At 68.4% G+C, this 22,503-nt stretch carries 18 protein-coding genes and 1 pseudogene; 11 read left to right on the forward strand and 8 right to left on the reverse strand.

What is annotated here, in order from left to right; genetic code table 11:
• Positions 1–77 precede the first annotated feature (77 nt).
• Positions 78–1,589, forward strand: a complete 1,512-nt coding sequence (locus tag ACYVL2_RS10470; protein WP_460542948.1) for a GGDEF domain-containing protein — start codon at positions 78–80, stop codon at positions 1,587–1,589.
• On the opposite strand, the gene putP is transcribed toward ACYVL2_RS10470, so the two are convergent.
• Positions 1,583–3,100, reverse strand: a complete 1,518-nt coding sequence (gene putP, locus ACYVL2_RS10475) for a sodium/proline symporter (RefSeq protein ID WP_460542950.1) — start codon at positions 3,098–3,100, stop codon at positions 1,583–1,585. The two genes, ACYVL2_RS10470 and putP, sit on opposite strands and share 7 nt — an antisense overlap.
• 210 nt (positions 3,101–3,310) lie before the next feature.
• Positions 3,311–4,147: a P1 family peptidase gene (locus tag ACYVL2_RS10480; protein ID WP_460542952.1), complete on the reverse strand. Its 837-nt coding sequence runs from the start codon at positions 4,145–4,147 to the stop codon at positions 3,311–3,313.
• A 317-nt stretch (positions 4,148–4,464) separates the two neighbouring features.
• Here ACYVL2_RS10480 and ACYVL2_RS10485 point away from each other — a divergent pair, with 317 nt between their 5' ends.
• On the forward strand, positions 4,465–4,683 hold the full coding sequence (locus ACYVL2_RS10485; RefSeq protein WP_460542954.1) for a hypothetical protein: 219 nt from the start codon (positions 4,465–4,467) through the stop codon (positions 4,681–4,683).
• A gap of 191 nt (positions 4,684–4,874) precedes the next feature.
• The gene (locus ACYVL2_RS10490; RefSeq protein ID WP_460542956.1) at positions 4,875–5,759 is read left to right on the forward strand and encodes a hypothetical protein; all 885 of its coding nucleotides are present in this window, start codon (positions 4,875–4,877) and stop codon (positions 5,757–5,759) included.
• Positions 5,760–5,835: 76 nt separating this feature from the next.
• Here ACYVL2_RS10490 and ACYVL2_RS10495 read toward each other — a convergent pair whose 3' ends face one another.
• Both ACYVL2_RS10495 and ACYVL2_RS10500 read right to left on the reverse strand, forming a co-directional pair.
• Positions 5,836–7,098, reverse strand: coding sequence for a hypothetical protein (locus tag ACYVL2_RS10495; RefSeq protein ID WP_460542958.1), 1,263 nt, complete (start codon positions 7,096–7,098; stop codon positions 5,836–5,838).
• Positions 7,099–7,269: 171 nt separating this feature from the next.
• Complete coding sequence (locus ACYVL2_RS10500) at positions 7,270–8,544, reverse strand: serine hydroxymethyltransferase (protein WP_460542960.1); 1,275 nt, start codon at positions 8,542–8,544, stop codon at positions 7,270–7,272.
• 184 nt (positions 8,545–8,728) lie between these two features.
• Between ACYVL2_RS10500 and ACYVL2_RS10505 the strand changes: the two genes are divergently transcribed.
• Positions 8,729–9,958 (forward strand): hypothetical protein, encoded by a 1,230-nt coding sequence (locus tag ACYVL2_RS10505; protein ID WP_460542962.1) that lies wholly within the window; start codon positions 8,729–8,731, stop codon positions 9,956–9,958.
• On the opposite strand, the gene ACYVL2_RS10510 is transcribed toward ACYVL2_RS10505, so the two are convergent.
• Entirely contained in the window at positions 9,955–11,451 is a 1,497-nt protein-coding gene (locus tag ACYVL2_RS10510; RefSeq protein WP_460542964.1) for a glutamate--cysteine ligase, read from the reverse strand. The two genes, ACYVL2_RS10505 and ACYVL2_RS10510, sit on opposite strands and share 4 nt — an antisense overlap.
• A 205-nt stretch (positions 11,452–11,656) precedes the next feature.
• Between ACYVL2_RS10510 and ACYVL2_RS10515 the strand changes: the two genes are divergently transcribed.
• Positions 11,657–12,358: a CDP-alcohol phosphatidyltransferase family protein gene (locus ACYVL2_RS10515; RefSeq protein WP_460542967.1), complete on the forward strand. Its 702-nt coding sequence runs from the start codon at positions 11,657–11,659 to the stop codon at positions 12,356–12,358.
• 38 nt (positions 12,359–12,396) lie between these two features.
• Here the strand turns inward: ACYVL2_RS10515 and ACYVL2_RS10520 are convergent, their stop codons facing one another.
• Positions 12,397–13,566 (reverse strand): glycosyltransferase family 4 protein, encoded by a 1,170-nt coding sequence (locus ACYVL2_RS10520; protein ID WP_460542969.1) that lies wholly within the window; start codon positions 13,564–13,566, stop codon positions 12,397–12,399.
• Positions 13,567–13,753: 187 nt separating this feature from the next.
• Here ACYVL2_RS10520 and ACYVL2_RS10525 point away from each other — a divergent pair, with 187 nt between their 5' ends.
• From ACYVL2_RS10525 to ACYVL2_RS10540, 4 genes and pseudogenes are all read left to right on the forward strand, one after another.
• Positions 13,754–15,316, forward strand: a complete 1,563-nt coding sequence (locus ACYVL2_RS10525; RefSeq protein WP_460542971.1) for a sugar transferase — start codon at positions 13,754–13,756, stop codon at positions 15,314–15,316.
• A 51-nt stretch (positions 15,317–15,367) separates the two neighbouring features.
• Positions 15,368–16,297 (forward strand): annotated as a pseudogene (locus ACYVL2_RS10530) (NAD-dependent epimerase/dehydratase family protein); the annotation flags it as partial.
• 105 nt (positions 16,298–16,402) lie between these two features.
• Positions 16,403–17,476, forward strand: a complete 1,074-nt coding sequence (locus tag ACYVL2_RS10535; RefSeq protein ID WP_460542973.1) for an LCP family protein — start codon at positions 16,403–16,405, stop codon at positions 17,474–17,476.
• Positions 17,477–17,664: 188 nt separating this feature from the next.
• Entirely contained in the window at positions 17,665–18,507 is an 843-nt protein-coding gene (locus ACYVL2_RS10540) for a class I SAM-dependent methyltransferase (RefSeq protein WP_460542975.1), read from the forward strand.
• A gap of 96 nt (positions 18,508–18,603) precedes the next feature.
• Here ACYVL2_RS10540 and ACYVL2_RS10545 read toward each other — a convergent pair whose 3' ends face one another.
• Together ACYVL2_RS10545 and ACYVL2_RS10550 are read right to left on the reverse strand one after the other, a co-directional pair.
• The gene (locus ACYVL2_RS10545) at positions 18,604–19,491 is read right to left on the reverse strand and encodes a helix-turn-helix domain-containing protein (protein ID WP_460542977.1); all 888 of its coding nucleotides are present in this window, start codon (positions 19,489–19,491) and stop codon (positions 18,604–18,606) included.
• A gap of 124 nt (positions 19,492–19,615) precedes the next feature.
• A complete protein-coding gene (locus ACYVL2_RS10550; RefSeq protein ID WP_460542979.1) occupies positions 19,616–19,861 on the reverse strand; it encodes a DUF397 domain-containing protein in 246 nt (81 codons plus the stop codon).
• 561 nt (positions 19,862–20,422) lie between these two features.
• Between ACYVL2_RS10550 and ACYVL2_RS10555 the strand changes: the two genes are divergently transcribed.
• The gene (locus ACYVL2_RS10555) at positions 20,423–20,671 is read left to right on the forward strand and encodes a hypothetical protein (protein WP_460542981.1); all 249 of its coding nucleotides are present in this window, start codon (positions 20,423–20,425) and stop codon (positions 20,669–20,671) included.
• 801 nt (positions 20,672–21,472) lie between these two features.
• A complete protein-coding gene (locus tag ACYVL2_RS10560; RefSeq protein WP_460542983.1) occupies positions 21,473–22,471 on the forward strand; it encodes a glycoside hydrolase family 11 protein in 999 nt (332 codons plus the stop codon).
• Positions 22,472–22,503: the final 32 nt, after the last annotated feature.

A 22,503-nucleotide genomic window follows, 5' to 3' on the forward strand; every position in this document is an offset into this window, starting at 1 on the left:
GGCATCGGCAGATGCACGTGCAGAGAAAGCGGTAGCCACCTCTAGCTATATCCGCTCGGCGGTGGCAGGATAGGGCTGTGACGCCACGGAGGGAGACCACACCTGCGCGTGATTATGCCGAGGAGTACCGGCGTCTGCGCGCGCTGATGGGATCGGGCCGGGTAGCCGAGGCCGTCGACAACGCCACCACGATCGCCTACAACGCACCGACGGCTCAGCGCCGTGCCCAGGCCTGGCTCTTCATCCTCCAAGGCCAGATCAACCAGCGCGCGATCACCGAGATCCCCGCCACCCTCGACCAGTCCGACTCGGCCGTGCGCCGCTGCCGCGACTACCGCCTCACCGGCGAGTTCCACGCCCTCGCCGCCTGGTACCACCACCACCACGTCAAGTCCCTCCACTTCACCGCGCAGCACCTGGTCCTGGCCTCGCGCGCGCTGCGCTCGATGAACGAGGTCAGCCAGGCCGCCGTCGACGCCTGGTACGACCTGGCGGTGGTCATGAGCAACTGCGGCTATCAGCAGCAGTCGACCGAAGCGCTCGACCAGTGCCACATGCTCGCCGAGCGCATCGGCATCCCCCGCTCCTCGGTCGAAGGGGTCGAGATCCGCGTCCGCGAGGCCCTCCTGGCCTACTACACCGGCGACCCGCACGCCTGCATCGGCATGCTCCGCCGCGAGCTGCGCCGCGTCAAACCCCACCTGCACGACCTCGACACCCGCGAGCTCGAATGGATCCACTACGCCCTCGGCAGGCTCGGCCTGCTCGGTTTCAGCGAGCAGTGGTCGGTCGAGCAGCTGCTGCCGCCCACGACCTCCTCGGCCGAGGCCCTGGACCTGCGGGCGCTCGCCCGAGCCTCGCGATTGATCACGCAGGGCCGCGGCAATGAGGCGCTGGAGACGCTCGAGGCCCGCGAGATCGGCGACGAGACGATCGGGGTGATGGAGCCCGAGCACCTGCGGTCGCTGGCGATGGTCGCCAAGGGCGACCACGCCGAGTCGATCCTGGCCGCGCACCAGACGACGTACGCCCTCTACAAGCAGATCAACGAGTTCCACACGATCTACCTGGACTCGGCTGCGGCGCTGGTCGACCACGACCAGCTTCGCCGGGCCGCGGCCGGGTGGGCCGACCGCGCCAACACCGACGACCTCACCGGGCTGCCGAACCGGCGCCGCCTCGACGCGTTCCTGGCCGAGATCGTCGGCGAGGGGATGATCGCGGTGCTCGACCTCGACGGGTTCAAGGCCGTCAACGACACCCACGGCCACCAGGCCGGCGACGCGATACTGCAGCGGGTGGCGGCGCTGCTGTCGAGCGTGACCCGTTCGGGGGACCTGCTGGCGCGGACCGGCGGCGACGAGTTCATCCTGGTCCTGCCGGGCGCCACCGAGTACGACGCCGACGCGGTTTCCGAGCGCATCAGGGTGGCCGTGGCCGCTGAGAACTGGGAGTACTCGGTTCCGGGCACGCCGGTCGACGTCTCGATCGGGTGGGCCCGGCTGGTGCCTGGCGGCAACCCCGCGCAGACGCTGTGGGCTGCCGACCAGGCGATGTACCAGATGAAACGGGCTCGTAAGTCTTACTGAGCGGCCGGTTCGGCCTCCTCTTCGTCGGTCTCGCGGTAGGCGCCGGTCCATTCGCGGTCGGGGCGGCGCCCGATCATGCCGAAGATCCAGGCCGCCAGCAGACCCGCGGCGAAGCCGGGAAGCATCGAGTAGACGCCGCCGGGCGAGCCGACGTTCTCCCAGACGACCACGGTGGTCGCGCCGGCGAGCATCCCGGCCAGCGCGCCGAGCCAGGTCATGCGCGACCAGTACAGCGACAGGATGACGATCGGTCCGAACGCCGAACCGAAGCCGGCCCAGGCGTAGGCGACGATGTCGAGGACCGTGCCGCCCTGCAGCGCCAGGAAGTAGGCGATGAGGGCGACGACGACCACGGCTCCGCGGCCGATCCACACCAGTTCGGCGTCGCGGGCTTCGCGGCGGAAGAACCGCCGGTAGAAGTCCTCGGTGACGGCGGTGGAGGCGACCAGCAGCTGGGAGTCGGCGGTGGACATGACCGCGGCGAGCACCGCGGCCAGGACGATGCCGGCGATCCAGGGGTTGAACAGGTCCTGCGTCAGCGCCAGGAAGACCGTCTCGGGGTTGTCGAGCGGCTCGTCGAGGTAGGCGATGCCGGCGAGGCCGACGAACACGGCCGCGGCCAGGGTCACCAGCACCCACGTGGTGCCGATGCGGCGGGCGGTGGGGACGTGGGCGGCCGAGCGGATGCCCATGAAGCGGGCGAGGATGTGCGGCTGCCCGAAGTAGCCCAGGCCCCAAGCCAGGAGTCCGGCGATGGCGACCCAGCTGAGCGTGTCGCCGGCCGCCCAGCCGTCACCGGCGGTGAACGAGGCCTCGTCGACCCAGTTGAGCAGGTTCGGGCTGGAGTCCTCGACGTCGCCGAACATGGCGTTGAAGCCGCCGATCGCGCCGACGGCCAGGAGCGGCACGACCACCAGCGCCAGGAACATGAGCGTGCCCTGGATGAAGTCGGTGAACGACACCGCCAGGAAGCCGCCGAGGAAGGTGTAGACCACGATGACGGCCACGGCCACGGTGATGGCGACGTCGGGCTCGACGCCGAAGATCGTCTCGAACAGCAGGCCGCCGGCGACCAGGCCGGAGGCGACGTAGAGAGTGAAGAACACGCCGATGATGAGCGCCGAGACGATCCGCAGCATGGAGGTGCGGTCTTCGAAGCGGGACTCGAAGTAGGCCGAGAGGCTGATGGAGTTGTGGGCGCGTTCGGTGTAGGTGCGCAGGCGCGGGGCGACGAACAGCCAGTTGAGGTAGGTGCCCGCGGCCAAGCCGACGGCGATCCAGGCTTCGCCGATGCCGGCGGCGTACACGGCGCCGGGCAGGCCCATGAGCAGCCAGCCGGACATGTCGGAGGCCTGGGCCGAGAGGGCGGCGACCGGGGCGTTGAGGGAGCGTCCGCCGAGGGCGAAGTCGGACAGCGTCTTCGTGCGCCGGTAGACCCAGACACCGATGAGCACCATGACGACGAGGTAGGCGATGAAGGTCGTGATGATCGGACCCGAAAGATCGACCATGTGATTACCTCACAATCGAAGGTTTTTGGGCAATGACGCTGATCATACCGTGGCGATCATCGCAGGAAAACCCCTGTTTTTTGTGCTCACAGCCCCGGCAAAGCGGACAACCCGAACCGCTGCTTCTCACCATACGGTTCGCCGGCGGCCTTGCAGGCCGTTAAGGGGAGTAATTGATCGAATCGAGACCTGCCGATGCGGATCGGACGTTCAGGCCTCGCCGATCGCTTCGGCGACCGCCTCGACGACCAGTGCCCGGACCACGTCCGCCGATGCGGCGACCTTCCCGGTGGCGGCGGCGATGAACGCGTCGCCGTCCATGCGGGTGTGCACCGGGCTGACCGCGCGAGCCAGTCCGTCGTGCGCGCCCTGGGCGAGCAGGCAGCACTCGACCTTGCTCAGCCGCGCGTTGGTCGCCACCACGCCGATGGTCGTGTTGCGGCCGAAGGCTCCTCGGCCGGCCCCGGTCGGAAAGCCCTCCGGCTCCAGCAGGTCCCGGTCCAGCGGGCCCGGCTCGCCGAAGGCGTTCACCGCCGCCAGGACGCTCACGACCAGCTCGCCGGTCCGCGGCGTCGCCGCCCGCAGTCCCGAAGGCAGGGCCGCGCCGCGCCACTGGCCGACCGTGGCTCCGCGTCCGGCGCCGACCGGTCCGACCAGCTCCGGCTCGGCTTCGGCGCCCGCGGCGCTCTCGCACGCCTCATATCCGCCCGCCGCCTGCGGGACCACGCCGCTGCCGTCGAGATCGTAGAGGCCGAGCGTCGGCACGATCGGCACCACGCCCCCGGGCGTGTTCACGCCGCGTCCGCGCTCGGCGAGCCACCGCATCACTCCGTCGGCGGCGGCGAGTCCGAACGCCGAGCCGCCGGTCAGCAGCGCCGCGTCGATCCCGGAGTTCCCGCGGACGGGGTCGAGCAGCTCGATTTCGCGGCTGGCCGGCGAGCCGCCCCGCACCTCGCCGGAGGCCAGCGCCGGCTCGTCGAACAGCAGCACCGTGCAGCCGGTGTGCTCGCCGGTCCAATGGCCGACCCGGATTCCCAACTCCCGCATGGGGACAGACTACCGCCAATGTGGCGAACCGCCGCCGCGGAATTCGATAACCGAACGGTAACTAAGGCTATTATGGACAGTGGTATGGGACACCTGTGACGCGCGCGAAATCGCTGGATTCCCCCGGCGTGGAAGCCATAGCATGGAAACCGAAGCCGGGAGGCACAGCGAAGAAGCGGCAATCCCGATCTGGCCTCAAGCCCCCCGGTCCCGATGCGGAAGCATCGAACCGTAGCCGTCGACAATGGCGTCATCGACGGGCGGTCTCCCCGAGAAATCCACTATCCGGCACACCATGCCGGGAAGGAAACGACAACATGAACGAGTTCGTAGGTGCATACCTCGCAGTCGACGCCGCCAACACCCTCGCCACCTCGGCGCTGCCGAACGCTCCGGTCGTCGACGACGGCCGTGCGAACAAGGCGTACGTCGCCGGCTACACCACCCGGGACAAGGTCCGGACCTCGACCGCCGGCGTCCTCCGCCGCGTGGCCGACCGCGTCGAGCGCCGTGCCCTGGTCGGCGCCACCCGCTAAGGCGAAGGTGCAGCGCACCCACAAGGTGCCTCGCCGGACTGCATAACTCAACTACACACGCGACGCGCTGAGCCGACGAGGCCAGCGCGTTTCGCTTTCCCCGGGAACGAATCCCGTCGTGGCGCAACTTACACGAGGACTCGCCGTCTGCTTCCGCGGCGTACGGCGATGCGCCGCTTAGCGTGCGCCCCATGGTCTCCCACCAGCACGAGATTCCGATCCGGCTCTTCCAGAAGCGGCCCGAACTGGCGGCCGAACTGCTCGTCAAGACGATCGGTGCGACGGTGCCCCCGTACTCGACGGTCGAGTCCGAGTCGGAGGCACTGACCGACAACGACCCGATCGAACTGAACTGCGACAACGTGAGCGTCTTCCGCGACGCGTTCGGTGTCGCCGTGTTCGCGATCGTCACCGAGATCCAACGCAGCCAGGACGACGGCAAGTACTACAGCTGGCCGATGTACTTGACGATCCTCAGGAAGCGGCTCGAATGCCCGGTGTGGCTGCTGGTGATCTGCACCGACGCGGCGACCGCGCACTGGGCGGGCCGGCCGATCGAGATCGGGCCGCCGGGCTTCACGCTGCTCCCGGCGGTCATCGGCCCCGACGAGCTGCTGAAGGTCACCGAGGAGCGTTCGGCCCGGGAAGCGGCCGAGCTCCTGATCCTGTCGGCGGCGATGTGCCGAGTCGGGCCGCAGACCGAATCGATAGCCCATACGCTGGGGCGCCGCCTCAACGAGCTTCCCGAGCCCGAGCGCAAGAAGTATGCTGGATGGGCGTGGCGACTGCTCTCGCAGGAGGCATGCCGAGTACTGGAGGATTATATGAGCTTGACGTACCAGGAGTACCGCGAGAGCCCGGCCGGTCAACTCGAGCAGCGCGGTGAGCGGCGCGGTGAATTGCGCGGCGAGTTGCGCGGCGAAGCCAAGTCACTGGTGAAGCTGCTCGGCCATCGAGGGATCGATGTTCCGGCCGAGGCGCGGCAGCGCATTGAGAGCTGCACCGACATCGAAGAGCTCGACCGCTGGTTCGAGCGTGCGCTGAGCGCCTCCAGCATCGAAGAGGTCTTCGACTGACGAACATAGATCGAGGGGGTGCCCGGTTCCGAGGAACCGGGCACCCCCTCGTCGATATCGGTCGATACCGAGCCGTCTACCAGTCTGCGGCGGCCTTGCGCCGGCGCACGACCACGAACATGACCGCGCCGGCGGCCAACGCCGCGGCGGCAGCGCCGATGACGATCGTCATCGACGATCCGGTCTCCTTCAGCTTGCCGGAGCCTTCACCGTCGTCGCCGCCGATCAGGTCGGCGGCGTTGACGCCGATCACCGCGAGGTTGTTCTCCAGGTCGCCGTCGAGCGAGTCGGTGTGCGGGCTGTCGATGCGTTCGCGAACTTCGAGCAGTCCGTCGTCTGCGGCGGCATCGTCGGTGATGCGAACGGTGAATGTCAGCTCGACCGACTCGCCGACCGCCAGTTCCCGGAACATGCAGGCGAGGTCGAACCGTTCGAGTTCGGTCTTGTCCTGCTCGTACTCATATTCGACGGCGAGCGACTTGGGGTGGAGACAGTTCCATCCCTCGGACTGCCACTGCTCGTGGGGGTCGCTGTCGATTCGAACCAGTTCGAGCCCGGCCGGCAGCTGAGCCCGCACCTCGTACGAGCCGTGAGTGTCGGTGCGGTCGTCGGCGATCGCCGGTCCCTCATTGGTGACCGGTACGGTCACGGTGACTTCGTCTCCCTCGGAACCCTCGACGTCCACATCGTCGATCGACAGATCGAACGGGTGCTCGGTGTTGGAGATGGTGATCGTGCCGGAGTCGCGGTCGCCGCCCACAGTGCTCGCGGCGTCTCCCGAGTCATCCAGTGTCAAGAGGTTCCCCGATTCGTCGTTCCATGACAGATCGCCGAAGATCGATTCATAGGTCTCGGCGTTGACGGACTTGACGTAGTAGATGCAGCTGCAGACGTCGATCGGTCCGACCGTGGTCTCGTCGATGTCGTAGGTGACCGGCGAGGCGTCACTGATGGTGAACGCGGTGCCCGGGCTGTCGGTGTAATCGGTCACGGCGCAGACGACGCCACCGGAGATCGGGCTTGAGGCTTCGACGCAGTTGTCGTAGGCCGCCTGGGCTTCGGCGCCGGCCAGATCGAGACCGATCCGGGAGAACGAGTCACTGAAACTGACCACCAGGGCGACCGTGTCATCCGGCAGCGGCCCTTCTTGAACGAAACTCGGGGAGACTTCGACGGTGCCGCCGGGAGCCACCTCCTCGATGGTCACGTTGCCGTGAAGGAAGGGGTAGTCCGCGCTCTGGGCAGTGGCGGGGAGGGCCGCGGTGCCGGCCGCGAGAAGGCCGGCTGCCGCCGCGGCGGCGAAGCGAGTCGCACGACGCCGGGGGTCGGGGGAGTTCATAGAGCTCCGATTCTGCTGATTCGATTGATCGGGTTATGTGAGTCGGATGGGGGTAACGGGCTCCGACTGAGACAACACGCGCAACATTCATCCCCGGTTGCATGCGTTTGCCGAGCGAAACGGCGAAGGCGCCCGGCCGGCCGGCCGGGCGCCTTCGCCGTTTCGCTGCCTCTAGGCCTGCCAGCCCGGGATCGGGTAGGACCGGCAGAACTCGCGGATCTCGGCGGCGATCACCTCGTACTCGGAGTCCTTCTCGGCCCGGGCCGCGCCGATCACCCGGTCGATCCAGCCGGCGATCCGGTCCATGTCGCCCTCGGTCATGCCGCGGGTCGTCACCGCGGCGGTGCCGATGCGCAGCCCCGACGGGTCGAACGGCTTGCGCTGGTCGTACGGGACGGCGTTGAAGTTCAGTTCGATGCCGGCCGCGTCAAGGGCCTTCGCCGCCGGTTTCCCGCCGATCTCCTTGTTGGTCAGGTCCACCAGGATCAGATGGTTGTCGGTCCCGCCCGAGACGAGGTCGTAGCCCCGCTCGGTCAGCGCCGCGGCCAGAGCCCTGGCGTTCTTCACGATCTGCGCCGCATAGTCGCGGAACGACTCACGGGCCGCCTCGCGCAGCGCCACCGCGATCGCGGCCGTGGTGTGGTTGTGCGGGCCCCCCTGCAGCCCCGGGAAGACCGCCTTGTCGATGGCCTTGGCGTGCTCGGCGTCGCACATGAGCATCGCGCCCCGCGGTCCGCGCAGCGTCTTGTGGGTCGTGGTCGACACCACGCCCGCGTGGCCCACCGGGCTCGGGTGCGCACCGCCGGCCACCAGGCCCGCGATGTGGGCGATGTCGGCCAGCAGCACCGCGTCGACCTCGGCGGCGATCCGCGCGAAGCCCTCGAAGTCGATCGTCCGCGGAATCGCCGTCCCTCCGCAGATCATGAGCTTGGGCCGCTCACGGCGGGCGATCTCGGCGACCTCGTCGAGGTCGACCCGGCCGGTGTCCTTGCGGACGCCGTAGCGCACCGGGTTGAACCACTTGCCGGTGGCCGAGACGCCCCAGCCGTGGGTCAGGTGCCCGCCCATGTCCAGGGCCATGCCCATGACGGTGTCGCCCGGCTTGAGGAACGCCATGTAGACGGCCAGGTTCGCCGGCGAGCCCGAGTACGGCTGCACGTTGGCGTGGTCGGCGCCGAACAGCTCCTTGGCGCGCTCGACGGCCAGCTGCTCGACCTGGTCGATGTACTGCTGGCCCTCGTAGTAGCGCCGGTCGGCGTAGCCCTCGGAGTACTTGTTGGTCAGGATGGACCCGGTCGCCTCCATGACCGCCTCGGAGACGTAGTTCTCGGAGGCGATGAGCCGGATCTTCTCCGACTCCCGGCGACCCTCCGCCTCGATCAGCCGCTCGATCTCCGGGTCGGCGGCCGCGAGCTTCGCGGTGAGGGCCTCAAAGGCGTCAGTCATTCATGCTCCAGTTTGCGATCGGCATGGTCTCAGCACGGCGACCGGGCAGGTGGCCTTGACTCTCCGAGCATAACCGCGGCCCACCGTCCGGTTCGAGCGCGTTTACGCCAGTCAGACCCGGCCGAGGCCGTGACGGGAACGGCCCTGAAGGACTTCTCTGCGTACACGCAGTACGGTGCGATGTATGTCACCTAAGACCACTGCCAATGTGCTCGGCGTGGGTTTCGCCGTCGCCGCGACCGCCGCGCTCGCCCAGCTCGGCCTGGCCTACGGCTTCGGACTGCTGTCCTGGGCCGAGGCCGCCCCCGGCTCGACCGACCCCGTGCTCGACCTCCGCACCAACGCGAACCTCGCCTGGGTCTCCTGGTTCGCCGCCGCCTCCTGCGTCGTCGGCGGCCTCGCCTCCGGCGTCATCGGCGGTCACGGCTCGGACACCGGCTCCCCGGCCGTCCGCGTCGGTGCCGTCGTCGCCTCCGCGGCCGGCTCGTTCCTCGTCGGCCCCCTGGTCGCCCTCTCGGCCGAGCAGAGCGCCGTCTTCGCCTCCTTCCCGACCGAACCGCTCGTCGCCGCCGGCATCGGCGCCGCCGTCGGCTTCGTGCTCACCCTCATCGGCCTCGGCTCCCGCTCGGTCGCCGTCAACGTCGGCGCCTCGATCGCCCTGATCTGGGTCCTGGCCGTCCTGGCCGTGTTCGTCAAGATCGGCGAACCTGCCACGCCCGTGACCGAACTGGCCGTATGGGGCTCATGGGCCGGACCCGAATCCGTCCTCGGGCGGCGCGGACTGTCGATCGCCGTCCCGTTCGTGATCGGCTCGGCCCTCATCGGCGCGATCGTCGCGATCCTGGCCCGCCGCGGCCCGATCACCAACTCCGGCTACCGCATCGCCGCCGCCTCAGGCGTCGCCGGGCCGCTCATCGTCACCGTCGCCCACCTCGTCGCCGGACCCTCCCGCCTCGACAACGCCGAATCGATGGCCGTGATCCTCGTCGGCCCCTACGCCGCCATCGCCGGACTCCTCGGCTCCCTGATCGTCTCGGCGATCCCCCGCTCCGGCGGCCAGCTCGACGACACCGCCCGCGCCGACGACGACACCGCCGACCCGATCCCCGCCCAGGCAGGCGCCTGGACTACCCCCGAAGCCCCCGAATCCGCCTACGCCGGCGACACCAAGGACCTGCCCGCGGAACCGGACGCCGACGGCGCCGCCGAAGCCGACCCCGAAGTCGACTGGGTCCAAGACCTCAAACCCGCCGGCGACGGCTCGGCCGCGACCATCACCGCCGACCCGGAGACCAAAACCGAGCCCGAGACCAAGAGCAAGACCAAACCCAAGCGCCGCCCCCGCAAGTCCACCGGACGCAACCGCCGCAAACTCACCGACGCCGAACCCGAAGAGCCTGAAGAGGACTCCTAAAGCTCCCACTCGTGGACCGGTCGGCCCTCGGCCGACTGGGCCGCGTAGTCCAACACCATCGCCCGCAGCGCCTCCGGCCGCTGCAGGCGCTGGCGGTGCTCGGCCATCTGCACCCGCGCCACCTGCCACGAAGCGCCGTTGACCCCGCGCCGGCAGCGCTGCTCGACCACCTGCAGGAACCGGTCGGCGTCGCGCCGCACCACCCCGAGCGAGCAGAGCCCCTCGCCGGCCAGCGGCAGCAGGTGCTCGAGCACGAGCTTCCTGGCCGGCAGCAGGCCGAGCCCCGGCCAGACCTGGTCGGCCTGGATGCCGTGCTTGGCGGCGGCCTCGAAGTTCGCCGCGGCCGTGGCGAAGTCGAGCCGGTCGGTCAACTGCTCGGTCCGCTCGGCGAAATAGGCCACCAATCCGTAGAACAACGCCATGTTCGCGCAGATGTCGACCGCCGTCGGCCCGGCAGGCAGCACCCGGTTCTCCACCCGCAGATGCGGGCGGCCCGACCGGATGTCGTACACCGGCCGGTTCCACCGGTAGATGCTGCCGTTGTGGAACCGCAGCTCACGCAGCACCGGCACGCCGCCGCCGGCCACGACGTCGAGTGGGTCCTCTGGCCCGCACAGCGGTAAAAGCGGCGCGAAATGCTTGTAGTTCTCGTCGAACAGGTCCAGGACGCTGTCGATCCAGCGCGAACCGAACCAGGCCCGCGGCATCGCCCCCGCCGCCCGCTCGGCGGCCCGGCGGGTGTCGGTGCCCTGCTCGAACAGCACGATGCGGGTCTCGGCCCACAACTGGCGGCCGAACAGGTAGGGGGAGTTGGCGCCGAGCGCGACCTGCACCCCGGCGACCGCCTGGGCGCTGTTCCAGTAGCGCGCGAAGTCCTCCGGGGCCACCTGGAGATGGAACTGCACCGAGGTGTTGGCCGCCTCCGGGGCGATGTTCGGGCACGAGAAGCGGACCGACTCGGCGCCGCTGATATCGATGTGGACGTCCTCGCCGCGTGCGGCCATGATCTCGTCGTTGAGCACCCGGTAGCGTTTCGCCGACGACAGCGCCTCCAGTCCGATGTGCTCAGTGCACAGCGTCGGCATCGTCCCGATCGGGCACACGTACGTCCCGGCCTTCTCGGCGGCCTCGCGCACCTCGGCGAGCGCCGCGACCAGGTCCGCCTCGTACCACGAGATCCCCGCCCCGTCCAGCAGCCGCGGCGGCAGGTTCAGCTCCAGGTTGAACGCACCCAGCTCGTGCTGGGCACTGTAGAGAGCGTCCTCGTCCCCTGTCGTGTGGAGGTACTGGAGGACGGCGTCGTTGGTGAACGCCGGATCGCCGTTGTGCTCGAGCAGATCCAGCTCCAGCTCGACTCCGGTGAGCGGCCTCTCGCCGTCCAGGCGGTGATCGGTCAGCAGCTGCTCCAGGGCCTCGCGTCCTGATCGGAGTTTCGCCCGGTAGGCGGCCTGATCCCAATGCGCCAAGGCAGAGCCGCTCACCTCGTCGCCCATGTTTCCTCCCCAGGAATCGATGGTTCATCAACCTTAAGACGGTAGGTCACTTCGCAGCTACCAAGGGAGATGTCTTTACGCACCAATTGATATGGTTCACGCATATATTAGGGATCGACTACTCCCAGTGGTGTCAGAAGATTGACACAAACCGATCCCCGTTGGCAACGGTGGGTGCGCTACCAGGCGCGAGTAGTATCAGCGCGTGACCGATCAGAGCGCGCCCCGGCCCCGCCCGGCCGACTTCCACGCCGCCCTGCGCGGCGGCGGCCTCCTCACCATGCAGAACCAGCGCATCGCCGCGCACTTCGCCTACCTCGCATCGCGACTCGGCCTCAAGCCCACCCACCTCACCCTCACCAACCTCGCCCTCGGCCTCCTCGCCTCCGCCGGCGTCATCGCCTACATCCCCCTGGCCCGCGACGGCGCTCCATGGTGGCCGGTCGCCCTCGCCGCCCTCATCGCCTGGCAGATCGCCTACACCCTCGACTGCGCCGACGGCCAACTCGCCCGCGTCACCCGCACCGGCTCCGAAGCCGGAGCCCGCACCGACATCCTCAGCGACGTCGCCATCCAGACCTCCGTCGTCGCCGTCGTCGTCGCCGTCACCCACGCCTACACCCCCGGCATCCCCGCCTGGGCCGGCGCCGCCTTCGCCGCACTGTGGATGACCAACCTCGTCACCTCCGTCATGGCCAAAGAAGACTCCAGCATGTCCCTGGTCACCGCCGACAACCTCGCCGTCCGCCTCATCAAACTCGTCCGCGACTACAGCTTCGCCATCACCGTCATCGCGCTGGCCCTCCTCTGGCCCGAAGCGATGGCCGCGGTCATGCTGCTCTTCGGCGCCGTCAACGCACTCTTCCTGCTCGCCAGCATCGCCAACGCCGCCCGCGCCAGCCTTTAGGCCGCGTTCAACAGCCCCGACCGGCTATCAAACTCGGCCTAATCGAGCAGCTCCTCGTAGACGCCCAACAGCCGCTTCAACACCACCTCGGGGGAGAACACCGACTCATAGCGCGCCCGCGCGTTCGCCGCATACGAGCCCGCCCGGCCGGCCACCAGCTCCAAGCCCGCGGCCAGCGCCTTCGGATTCGGTTCGACCGCCACCCCTGCCGGAGCCTCCGTGCCGTCACCGACGATGAACGGCGCCCCGCCCATGCGCGTGGCCACCACCGCCCGGCCCGTCGCCAGCGCCTCGATCCCCGAGGTCGGCAGAATGTCCTGCCACACCGACGGGATCACCGCCGCCGCCGAGCGCCCCAGCGCCGCGTCACGCTCCTGCGGCGCCAACTGACCCAAGTACTCGATGCCGTCGGCGCCCGCGGCCGACTCCACCAGCGGCCGCAGCGGCCCGTCCCCGGCGATCCGCAGCGGCACTCCCAGCCGCGCCTGACGCCACGCCTCCAACAGCAGCTCGACGCCCTTCTCCGGCACCAGCCGCGCCGCGAACAAGAACCCCTCACCCGCATCCGAGAGGCCCGCCCCGCCCTCCAGCGGATCGGCCACCGCGTTCGGCTTCACCCGGATACGGTCGGCATCGATACCGATACTGCGCAGATAGTCGGCCATCGGATCGGTCAAGGCGATGAACCGGTCCACCGACCGCCATGTCGGCTGATGCACCCCCAGCGCCACCGCCATCACCGCGCTCTGCGCCCGCGACCCCCGATAGCAGCCGTGCAACACCCCCGGACCGTTCCAACGCCGCCCATGGCAGTCCCGGCAGTCGTGCCCGTCGCGGAAATACAGGCCGTTCACGCAGTCGTGCCGATAGTTGTGAATCGTCTGCACCACCTTCACGCCCGCCCGATGCGCCGTGGTCACCACCGACGGCGACAGCAGCGGATACGGATTGTGCAGATGCAGCACATCCGGGCGCTCGACCTCCAGCAGCGCGGCCAACTCCCGCTGCGTGCCCGCAGCATGCACCGGCGACACCGCCAACGCCGCCTTCCGGTGCACCGGGAGCGAACCGATCTCATCAGAGGAGCGCAGAAACGGCACCACCGACACGCCGGCCTCGCTCAACGCGCCGATCTCATAGTCGACGATCGTGTTCTCACCCGACGGCTGCGCCGACGAATACCGGTTGTGAGCGACGACGATCTTCACAGTATTTCCCTCACACAGTCTCCGGGTGGCGCGCACGGCTTCCAGCTCGGCCGAAGATACCGCAAAGCGCGAATAGGTGTAGGTTGTCGGGTACCGTGTCGGCGGGCGCCCGGTAGGGATCGGTCAGCACGATCTCCCCCCGCAGACACTCACCTCCACCGTAAGCTGACGACCGCAGGGATGTGCAGTGGCGACGAGCCTGGAACGCCCAGCTAAGCAATACCCAGCCGGGAAGATCGAACGGACGGGGACTCAAGTGACCGGCGCGCGCGAGGACGGAGATCCGAAGCTCGTCACCAACGGAGTCACCCGCTCGGCCTGGCGTCGTCTCGCCCGCGTCTCCCGCTGGCACCGCGCCTACCAGGCCGCCCTCGTCGGCGTCGACTTCGTCGCCGCCTTCGCCGGCTCGGCCATCGCCGTCAACTTCACCCCCCACGCCGACGCCGGCTTCGACCCCGGCACCGAAATGCAGCTGTTCCGCTTCATCGTCTGGCTGCTGTTGCCCCTCACCTGGGTCGCCGTCCTCTGGGGCAACGGCGCCTACGAACGCCGCTACTTCGGGATGGGCAACGACGAATTCAAACGCGTCGTCCGCGCCTCCCTGTTCATGCTCGCCCTCGTCTCCTTCCTCGCCCTCACCTTCAAAGCCGACGTCTCCCGTGTCGCCGTCGCCGTCATCCTCCTGTCGGCCGCCCTCCTCATCGCCGGCTCCCGCTACGCCGCCCGCCTCGCCCTCCACAAAGCCCGAGGACACGGCCGCGCCGTCCAACGACTCCTCCTCATCGGCTCCTACCCCGAAACCCTCGAGGTCTACCGCACCGTCCGCCGCAACACCGACGCCGGACTCCTCCCGGTCGGCATCTACGTCACCGAAGGCGCCTCCTCGGTCCGCGACCTCGACACCCCCGTCCCCGTCTTCGCCGGCACCGACGTCGTCACCTGCGCCGAAGACATCCGAGCCGACACCCTCGCCGTCTGCGGCACCGCATCGGCCGACTCCACCGACCTCCGCCGCCTCGCCTGGCAGCTCGAAGGCACCGGCCGCGACCTCATCGTCGCCCCCCAACTCACCGACATCGCCGGCCCCCGCGTCCACATCCGCGCCGTCGAAGGCCTCCCCCTCCTCCACCTCGAAGAACCCAAGATCTCCGGCGTCGGCTGGCTCATCAAGAACATCCTCGACTTCACCTCCGCCGCCCTCGGCCTCATCGTCCTCTCGCCCCTCTTCCTGGCCGTGGCCATCGCCATCAAACTCGACAGCCCCGGCCCCGTCTTCTTCCGCCAAGCCCGCGTCGGCCGCGACGGCGAGACCTTCCGCTGCTGGAAGTTCCGCACCATGTACATCGACGCCGAAGAACGCCAAGCCGCCCTGATGATGCACAACGAGAGCGACGGCCTGCTGTTCAAAATGAAGGACGACCCGCGCATCACCCGCGTCGGCCGCTTCCTCCGCCGCAGCTCCATCGACGAACTCGCCCAGCTCATCAACGTCGTCAAAGGCGAAATGAGCCTCGTCGGCCCCCGCCCCCTGCCCGCAGAGAACGGCGACTTCCTCGGCGACGTCCGCCGCCGCCTCCTCGTCCGCCCCGGCATCACCGGCCTCTGGCAGGTATCCGGCCGCTCGGACCTGTCCTGGGACGACGCGGTCCGCCTCGACCTCTACTACGTCGACAACTGGTCGCTCACCACCGACCTCCAGATCCTCTCGCGCACCGCCGCTGTAGTCTTGCGCCGAAAAGGCGCCTACTGACCGGTTACGACCAGGTGAACGCCTGCCCAATTCTGATAATCTGGGGAATTGATGACTACTTACGGAACTGGCAGCCGGATCCTCGTCACCGGCGGCGCGGGCCTGGTCGGCTCGCACCTGGTCGACGCGCTCCTCGCGCGCGGCTGCGAAGTCACCGCCGTCGACAACTTCTCCACCGGTTCCCGCGACAACCTCGACGACCACCCCGGCCTCACGATCGTCGAAGCCGACGTCACCCAGGGCCTCCCCGTCGGCGACGAACCCTTCGACGCCGTCCTCCACTTCGCCTGCCCCGCCAGCCCCGTCGACTTCGCCACCCTCCCGGTCGAAATCCTCCGCGTCGACTCCGTCGGCACCCTCCACGCCCTCGACCGCGCCCTCGCCGACGGCGCCCGCTTCATGCTCGCCTCCACCTCCGAGGTCTACGGCGACCCCCAAGTCCACCCGCAGGCCGAGACCTACTGGGGCAACGTCAACCCCATCGGCGTCCGCTCCTGCTACGACGAGGCCAAGCGCTTCAGCGAAGCCGCCACCGCCGCCTACCGCCGCCACAAGGGCCTCGACGCCGCGATCGTGCGGATCTTCAACACCTACGGACCGCGCATGCGAGCCGACGACGGCCGCGTCGTCCCCACCTTCATCACCAAGGCGCTGGCCGGCGAGCCGCTCCCGGTCCACGGCGACGGCTCCCAGACCCGCTCGCTGTGCTTCGTCGACGACCTGATCCGCGGCCTGGTCATGCTCCTGGAGTCCGGCGAGTACGGCCCGGTGAACCTCGGCGCCGAGTACGAGCTGACCGTTCGCGACATCGCCGAGACCGTCATCCGCCTGACCGGTTCGGCCTCGGTCGTGGAGTACACCGACCGGCCCTCCGACGACCCCGAGCGCCGCCGCCCCGACCTCACACAGGCGCGCGAACTGCTCGGCTACACCCCACAGGTGCCCTACGAGGCCGGCCTGAAGGCCACCATCGACTTCTTCGCGACCGAGCCGCACCGGCGCCGCGCACAGACCACAGCGGACGCCGGGTCCGCCTCGGGCCCTCGCGGGCACCGTCAGGATGCGACCGCCGCGTAAGCTGTCGCCATGACGTATTCCGGTTCCAATTACCGGGGCAGCGCCTCGGTGCCTTCCGGGGGCGGCGGTGGCGCCCGAATCGCGCAGACCGCCGGCGGCCCGACCCGCCGCGGGCTGATCGGCTCGGCGGTCGGCCTGGTCGCCTCGATCGCCGCGACCGGTGCCGGGGCCGCGGTGTGGACCACCGCGAACAGCGCGAACTCCGACCTCGACCGCGCCTTCGACCTCGGCGGCATCCCCGAGGAGGAGCGGCCCGACAAGGTCAACGGCGCGATGAACGTCCTCGTCCTCGGCTCCGACGCCCGAGGCGACGAGGACGACGCCCGCAGCGACACCTCGATCGTCATGCACGTCAACGAGCGCGGCAGCGAAGCCTACGGCATCTCCATCCCTCGGGACCTGTACGTCTACGTGCCGCCGCACCCGGACGCCACCTACTCGGACTTGAACGCGAAGTTCAACGCCGCCTACGCCTGGGGCGGGGCGAGCCTGACCGTGCAGACGGTCGAGGAGCTCAGCGACGTCCGCATCGACCACATCGTGGAGATCAACTTCCCGGGCCTGGTCAAGGTCGTCGACGCCCTCGGCGGCGTCGAGATGTACGTCGAGCAGACGATCCAGTCGATCCACAAGCCCTACCGCACCTTCGAGGAGGGCTGGAACCACATGAACGGCGAGGAGGCCCTCGACTGGGTGCGCCAGCGCAAGCAGTTCCCGGACGGGGACTTCGCCCGCATGCGCCACCAGCAGGACCTCATCAAGGCCATCATGGACGCGGCGGTGTCGGCCGATGTCCTCACCTCCCGGTCGAGGCTCACCTCGTTCATCGAGTCGGTCTCGGACGCGGTCAAGGTCGACACCGACTTCAACGTCGTGGCCACCGCGATCGAGTTCATGCACCTGCGCAGCGACGACATCGTCTTCCTGACCACGCCGAACCACGGCACCGACAACGTCAACGGCGAGTCCGTGGTCGTCTACGACGAGGAGAACGGCGCGTCCCTGTGGGACGCGGTCGCCGACGATACCGTCCGCGAGTGGATCGAGGCCAACCCGGAGTTGGCGGGGAACGGCGAGGAGTGAGGGTTGCTGCCGCCGTGACCGCGGTCGTCCTCATCGATTCAGAAGTCGGCTATGTTGTTGCGGCGACCGGTGTTCCATTCTCTCATTACTGTGGCGTGTGGGGTCGCTCGGTGTGATCCCGCTCTCCGGCAGGGTGATCGGCGGTCGTACGATGGCAGGAACGTTCCTTCAACGGAGAGGTGGAGCCGATGAGCGAGGAATCCGCTGTCGTGTCCGGTGAGAACCCGCCCTACGAACCCGAATTCGACATCAGCAAGCCCACCATCGCCCGCGTCTACGACGCGCTGCTGGGTGGCAAGGACAATTTCGCCGCCGACCGCGAGGGGGCGGAAACGTACGTCAAGTACGTGCCCGACGCCGGCGGCTGCGCCAAGGAGAATCGCGAGGCGCTCGTCAAGGGCGTCCAGTACATGGCGCGTCAGGGGATCGATCAGTTCCTCGACATCGGGGCCGGTTTGCCTACGATGAAGAACACGCACCAGGCGGCCCAGGAGATCAACTCCGGGGCGAAGGTCGTCTACGTCGACAACGACCCGATCGTGCTGGCGCACGGCCGGGCGCTGCTGGCGACCGACGACTCGACGACGGTGGTGACCGCCGACCTGCGCGAGCCTGAGGGGATCCTCGGCCATCCCGATGTCAAAGCGATGCTGGACTTCAGCCGTCCGATCGGCCTGATGGTCGTGGGGCTGCACATGCACTTCCACGACGACGAGCGGCCCGACGAATGGGTGCGCGTCCTGCTGGACGCCTGCCCGAGCGGCTCCTACCTGTTCATCACCGACTTCGTGGACACCGGCGAGCCCCTCCAGAAGCACATGGAGAAGGCCGGCCTGGAAAGCCTGGGCAACGGCTGGATCCGCACACCCGAGCGGATCCGGGAGCACTTCCTGGGGCTGCCGCTGGTCGAGCCTGGCCTGGACTTCTTGGCCCGCTGGTACCCCGGCGAGCCCGACAGGGACGTGCCGGCGGCCGAGGACCTCGAGCCGTGGCAGCGGATTCTCCTGGCCGGTATCGGCTACAAGGAGTAAGGAGAGGGCGATGCGGGCGCGCGGTGAGCCGCGCGCCTTTTTCTTGTCCCGCTTTCGGGTGAAACGAACGGGTCGCACCCGTGCGTGCGATGGTCACTAAGCGTAACGCTCGTCGAGGATGCGGCGGAGGATGTCGGGCGTCTCGTCGGGCCTGGCGGCCTGGACGCACAGGTGCTCCATCGCCGCCGAGTAGGCGTCCACTTCGTCGTCGCGGTCGAGGTAGAGGCCGCTGGTGAGGTGTTCGAGGTAGATGACGTCCTTGAGCTCCTCGGCGGCGAAGCGCAGCCAGGTGAAGGCGCCGCCGGCTCCTGAGTGCCCGCCGCGGCTGAAGGGGATGATCTGGATCCGCACGTTCGGCATCTCGCAGTACTCGATGAGGGTCTCCAGTTGGTGGCGCATGATCTCGCCGCCGCCGAAGGGCCGATGGAGCGCCGCCTCGTCCACCACCGACCACAGCGTGGCGGGGTTGTCCTTGGTGAGGACGTTCTGGCGCGACAGGCGCACGTTGACGCGGTCGTCGATCTCCTGCAGCGGGGTCGTCCCGTACCCGACCATCAGCACCGACCGCGCGTAGTCCCTGGTCTGCAGGAGGCCGGGGATGAACTGGACCTCGTAGGTGCGGATCATGGAGGCGGCGCTCTCGAGGTCGAGGTAGGCACTGAACCAGTCGGGCAGGGCGTCGCCGTAGCGGTGCCACCATCCTGGACGGTTGGCCTCGCGCACCAGCGCGAGCAGGCGCTGGACCTCGTCTTGGTCGTCGATGCCATAGTGCCGCAGCAGATCTTCGACGTCGCGGACTTTGAAGCTGACCCGGCCCAGCTCCATGCGGCTGATCTTCGACTCCGAGGAGCGGATCTCCCAGCCGGCTTCCTCGCGGGTGATGTTCTTGGCTTCACGCAGGCGTCTGAGGTAGCCGCCCATGATCATTCGCAGCGCGGTGGGGCCCCCGGCCGACCCGCCTGAAGGGGGCGATGCGGTGCTCATGTCTGCCACCTCCGGACTGTCGAGGCAGGAAGGGCCTTGAACCAAACGCTCACCCTGACAGGGTAGCCGCCGGGGCCGTCCTGTCAGGGTGAGAGTGCTGCCCGCGGGCCGCTAACCCTTCACGCTAGGCGAGCAGGTTGTCGAACTCGCCGTCCTTGGCTCCTTCGACCAGGGCCCGGATCTCCGCGACGGTGTAGATCAGGGCCGGCCCCTGCGGGTCCCGGGAGTTGCGGACCGCGATCTCCTGGCCACCCGGGAGGGCCGCCAGTTCGACGCAGTTGCCGCCCTGGGGGCCGCTGCGGCTGCTCTTCTGCCAGGAGAGCGAGCCGGGCAGTTCGCCGGCCGGTGTTCCGTTGCGTGCCTTGTCCATCAGAGATTCCTTCCACCAGTGGCCGGTTTCCCGGCCGGTATCTCGGGTGCTTGACCGGCGCGGAGAGGCCGCAGGGTGCCCGGAACATGTCCCCACCTTGACTTGAGCAGCCACATGTTCCGGGTTTTTCCGACGTTCCCTTTGCTGGTCGAGCTCAGTGTTGCACATTACACTCCGTTGCTGCACGCGCCTATGCGCGTTCAGATGCACGTGCATCTGCCCGGTGTCGATGCATGATATGATGAATGTGACAATGCACATAGACATGACCGTGCGAATGTGCGATCGTGATCCCAGACTCACAGCTAACCGACATTCGGCGCTGCTCATGGTGGGGAACAGCCGGGGGCCGTTGCGAAACGGTCCCCGGCGGCAACCGCCATCGCGGCCGAGCGTCCCGCATCTCCATAACCGGATCCCGCTTAGTCGTCTTGCAGTACCGGCCGGGCCCCATGCCGGCAGGTCTTGATCGTCGCCCGGAGAGGGGTGGGTGCCATGGTGGAGCGTCTCGAGGCTCAGACGTTGCTACAGGCAGCCGCGGCAGGCAAGCTGCGGAGCTCTATGTGCCAGCAGGTGATGGCGATCGAGTACGACCGGAGCGGGCACGCGGTCTACCGCTGCGACCGCTCGTGCGGCAAGCACTTCGCCGACGCCGGTCAGGTGCGCGCAGGACTGCTGTGGCACTACCGAAGTAGGGGCATCGGACAGCTCTACGGGCTGCCCGATGAGGAGATCGTGGACGAGATGTTCGCGGCCTTGCAGCTGGCATGGATCCGCGACGGCGACATCTATACCGCGCGGTTCCGCTAGCGGCGGGCCGCGCCCCCGACAGAGACTTTGCTCGTGATTGGTGGGGAGACTCGGGGAGGCCGGTGGGGGCCTCCCCGAGCTCGTATGGGCAAGGCACGATGATGCCGGGCAGCCGAGAAGCCGCCGCGGAAATCACGGCTTGACCAGCCAGTTTACCAGCCGTCCACCAAACGGTGCACGCCTGCGGCGACCAGCGAATCGATCGCTGATGGCAACCGCCCCAATGGAAACGAACACCCCATCCCGCCTGCGCCCGAGCCGGGAGCGCGCGCAGCGGGCCTTCCCGCAGGCCGGCCGGGCCCGAACCATCTACTCAGGATCCAGCCCGACCGTGCCGCCGGTCGCCGGCCGTCTCGATCGTGACGGCGACCCCTTCAGTCGACTCCGCGCCTCCCTCGCCCGGAAGTGCTCCGAAACTTTCGGCATCCGATGCCTGCGATTTGCCGCTATCGATCGATACGTTTCGATGTGACTTGTTAATGGACACCCATGCACCAGGTATGACGCGCACCGTGCGTGGCCGGCGGGTGCAACTGAATTCTCGCAACTTTTCCGGAAGTTATTGACAACCCCGCAGCGCGCCACCATACTGTCTACATCGACAGGCATCGATGATTGTCGATCCGGCTCGCTTGGTGCGACCCGGCACCTCCGGCCGTCGACCGCACGACGACCGGTGAAAAATCGCCGCGTCATACGGCACCGACAGGCATTGGCCCTCACCCTGGCACGCGCCAGGTCCGGTCGAGCCGTATCACGCAGGCTGGCCCCCGCCAGCCTTCACGAGGAGGAAGTACGGCCATGGAGAACGAATCCGGCCAACAACCGCTACTCAGCCGCCGGGGCATGATTCTCGGCGGAGCCGGCGCGCTAGCGCTGGGCTCGACCGGAATGCTGCTGCCCGGTACCGCGAATGCGCAGCAGACGATCACGACCAACCAGGAGGGCACCCACGACGGCTACTACTACTCGTTCTGGACCGACACCCAAGGCAGCGTCTCCATGACGATGGGCTCGGGCGGCAACTACAGCACCCAGTGGAGCAACACCGGCAACTTCGTCTGCGGCAAGGGCTGGGCGAACGGCGGCCGCCGGTCGGTCCAGTACGACGGCTGGGTCAATCACGGCAGCAACGGCTACCTCGCGTTGTACGGCTGGACCGCGAACCCGCTGGTGGAGTACTACATCGTCGAATCGCACGGACCGTACAACCCCAGCAGCGGCGCCGAGCAGCGCGGCACGGTCTACGACGACGGCGGCACCTACAACATCCTCAAGTCCACCCGGTACGACAAGCCGTCGGTGGAGGGCACCGCGACGTTCGACCAGTACTGGAGTGTCCGGCAGAGCCACCGCAGCAGCGGCACCATCAACACCGGCACCCACTTCGACGCCTGGGCCAACGCCGGCATGAACCTGGGCAGCTTCAACTACTACATGATCATGGCCACCGAGGGCTACCAGAGCAGCGGCAGCTCCAACATCACCGTCGGCAGCTCCGGCGGTGGCGGCGGTGGTGGCGGCGGTGGCGGTGGCGGTGGTGCCTGCACCGCGGCGCTGTCGGCCGGCAGCCAGTGGAGCGACCGCTACAATCTCGGCGTCAACGTCTCCGGCTCCAGCAACTGGACCGTGGTCCTCGACGTCCCGTCCCCGGCCAAGGTCATCGCGTACTGGAGCTGCAACGCGAACTGGCCGACCGCCCAGCGGATGGTCTGCACGCCCAACGGCAGCGGCAACAACTTCGGCGTCACCATCCAGCACAACGGCAACTGGACCTGGCCGTCGGTCTCCTGCAACTGAGACCGGCACCCACCCGTAAAACCCACGACCGG

It is taken from the genome of Glycomyces halotolerans, assembly GCF_054779575.1.

Coding starts and splice junctions, on each gene's coding strand:
- ACYVL2_RS10505 (WP_460542962.1), top strand. CDS start 8,729: ATGTCACCTAAGACCACTGCCAATGTGCTCGGCGTGGGTTTCGCCGTC.
- ACYVL2_RS10550 (WP_460542979.1), bottom strand. CDS start 19,861: ATGGACAAGGCACGCAACGGAACACCGGCCGGCGAACTGCCCGGCTCG.
- ACYVL2_RS10555 (WP_460542981.1), top strand. CDS start 20,423: ATGTGCCAGCAGGTGATGGCGATCGAGTACGACCGGAGCGGGCACGCG.
- ACYVL2_RS10510 (WP_460542964.1), bottom strand. CDS start 11,451: ATGGGCGACGAGGTGAGCGGCTCTGCCTTGGCGCATTGGGATCAGGCC.
- ACYVL2_RS10495 (WP_460542958.1), bottom strand. CDS start 7,098: ATGAACTCCCCCGACCCCCGGCGTCGTGCGACTCGCTTCGCCGCCGCG.
- ACYVL2_RS10540 (WP_460542975.1), top strand. CDS start 17,665: ATGAGCGAGGAATCCGCTGTCGTGTCCGGTGAGAACCCGCCCTACGAA.
- ACYVL2_RS10545 (WP_460542977.1), bottom strand. CDS start 19,491: ATGAGCACCGCATCGCCCCCTTCAGGCGGGTCGGCCGGGGGCCCCACC.
- ACYVL2_RS10535 (WP_460542973.1), top strand. CDS start 16,403: ATGACGTATTCCGGTTCCAATTACCGGGGCAGCGCCTCGGTGCCTTCC.
- ACYVL2_RS10500 (WP_460542960.1), bottom strand. CDS start 8,544: ATGACTGACGCCTTTGAGGCCCTCACCGCGAAGCTCGCGGCCGCCGAC.
- ACYVL2_RS10560 (WP_460542983.1), top strand. CDS start 21,473: ATGGAGAACGAATCCGGCCAACAACCGCTACTCAGCCGCCGGGGCATG.
- ACYVL2_RS10485 (WP_460542954.1), top strand. CDS start 4,465: ATGAACGAGTTCGTAGGTGCATACCTCGCAGTCGACGCCGCCAACACC.
- ACYVL2_RS10480 (WP_460542952.1), bottom strand. CDS start 4,147: ATGCGGGAGTTGGGAATCCGGGTCGGCCATTGGACCGGCGAGCACACC.
- putP (WP_460542950.1), bottom strand. CDS start 3,100: ATGGTCGATCTTTCGGGTCCGATCATCACGACCTTCATCGCCTACCTC.
- ACYVL2_RS10490 (WP_460542956.1), top strand. CDS start 4,875: ATGGTCTCCCACCAGCACGAGATTCCGATCCGGCTCTTCCAGAAGCGG.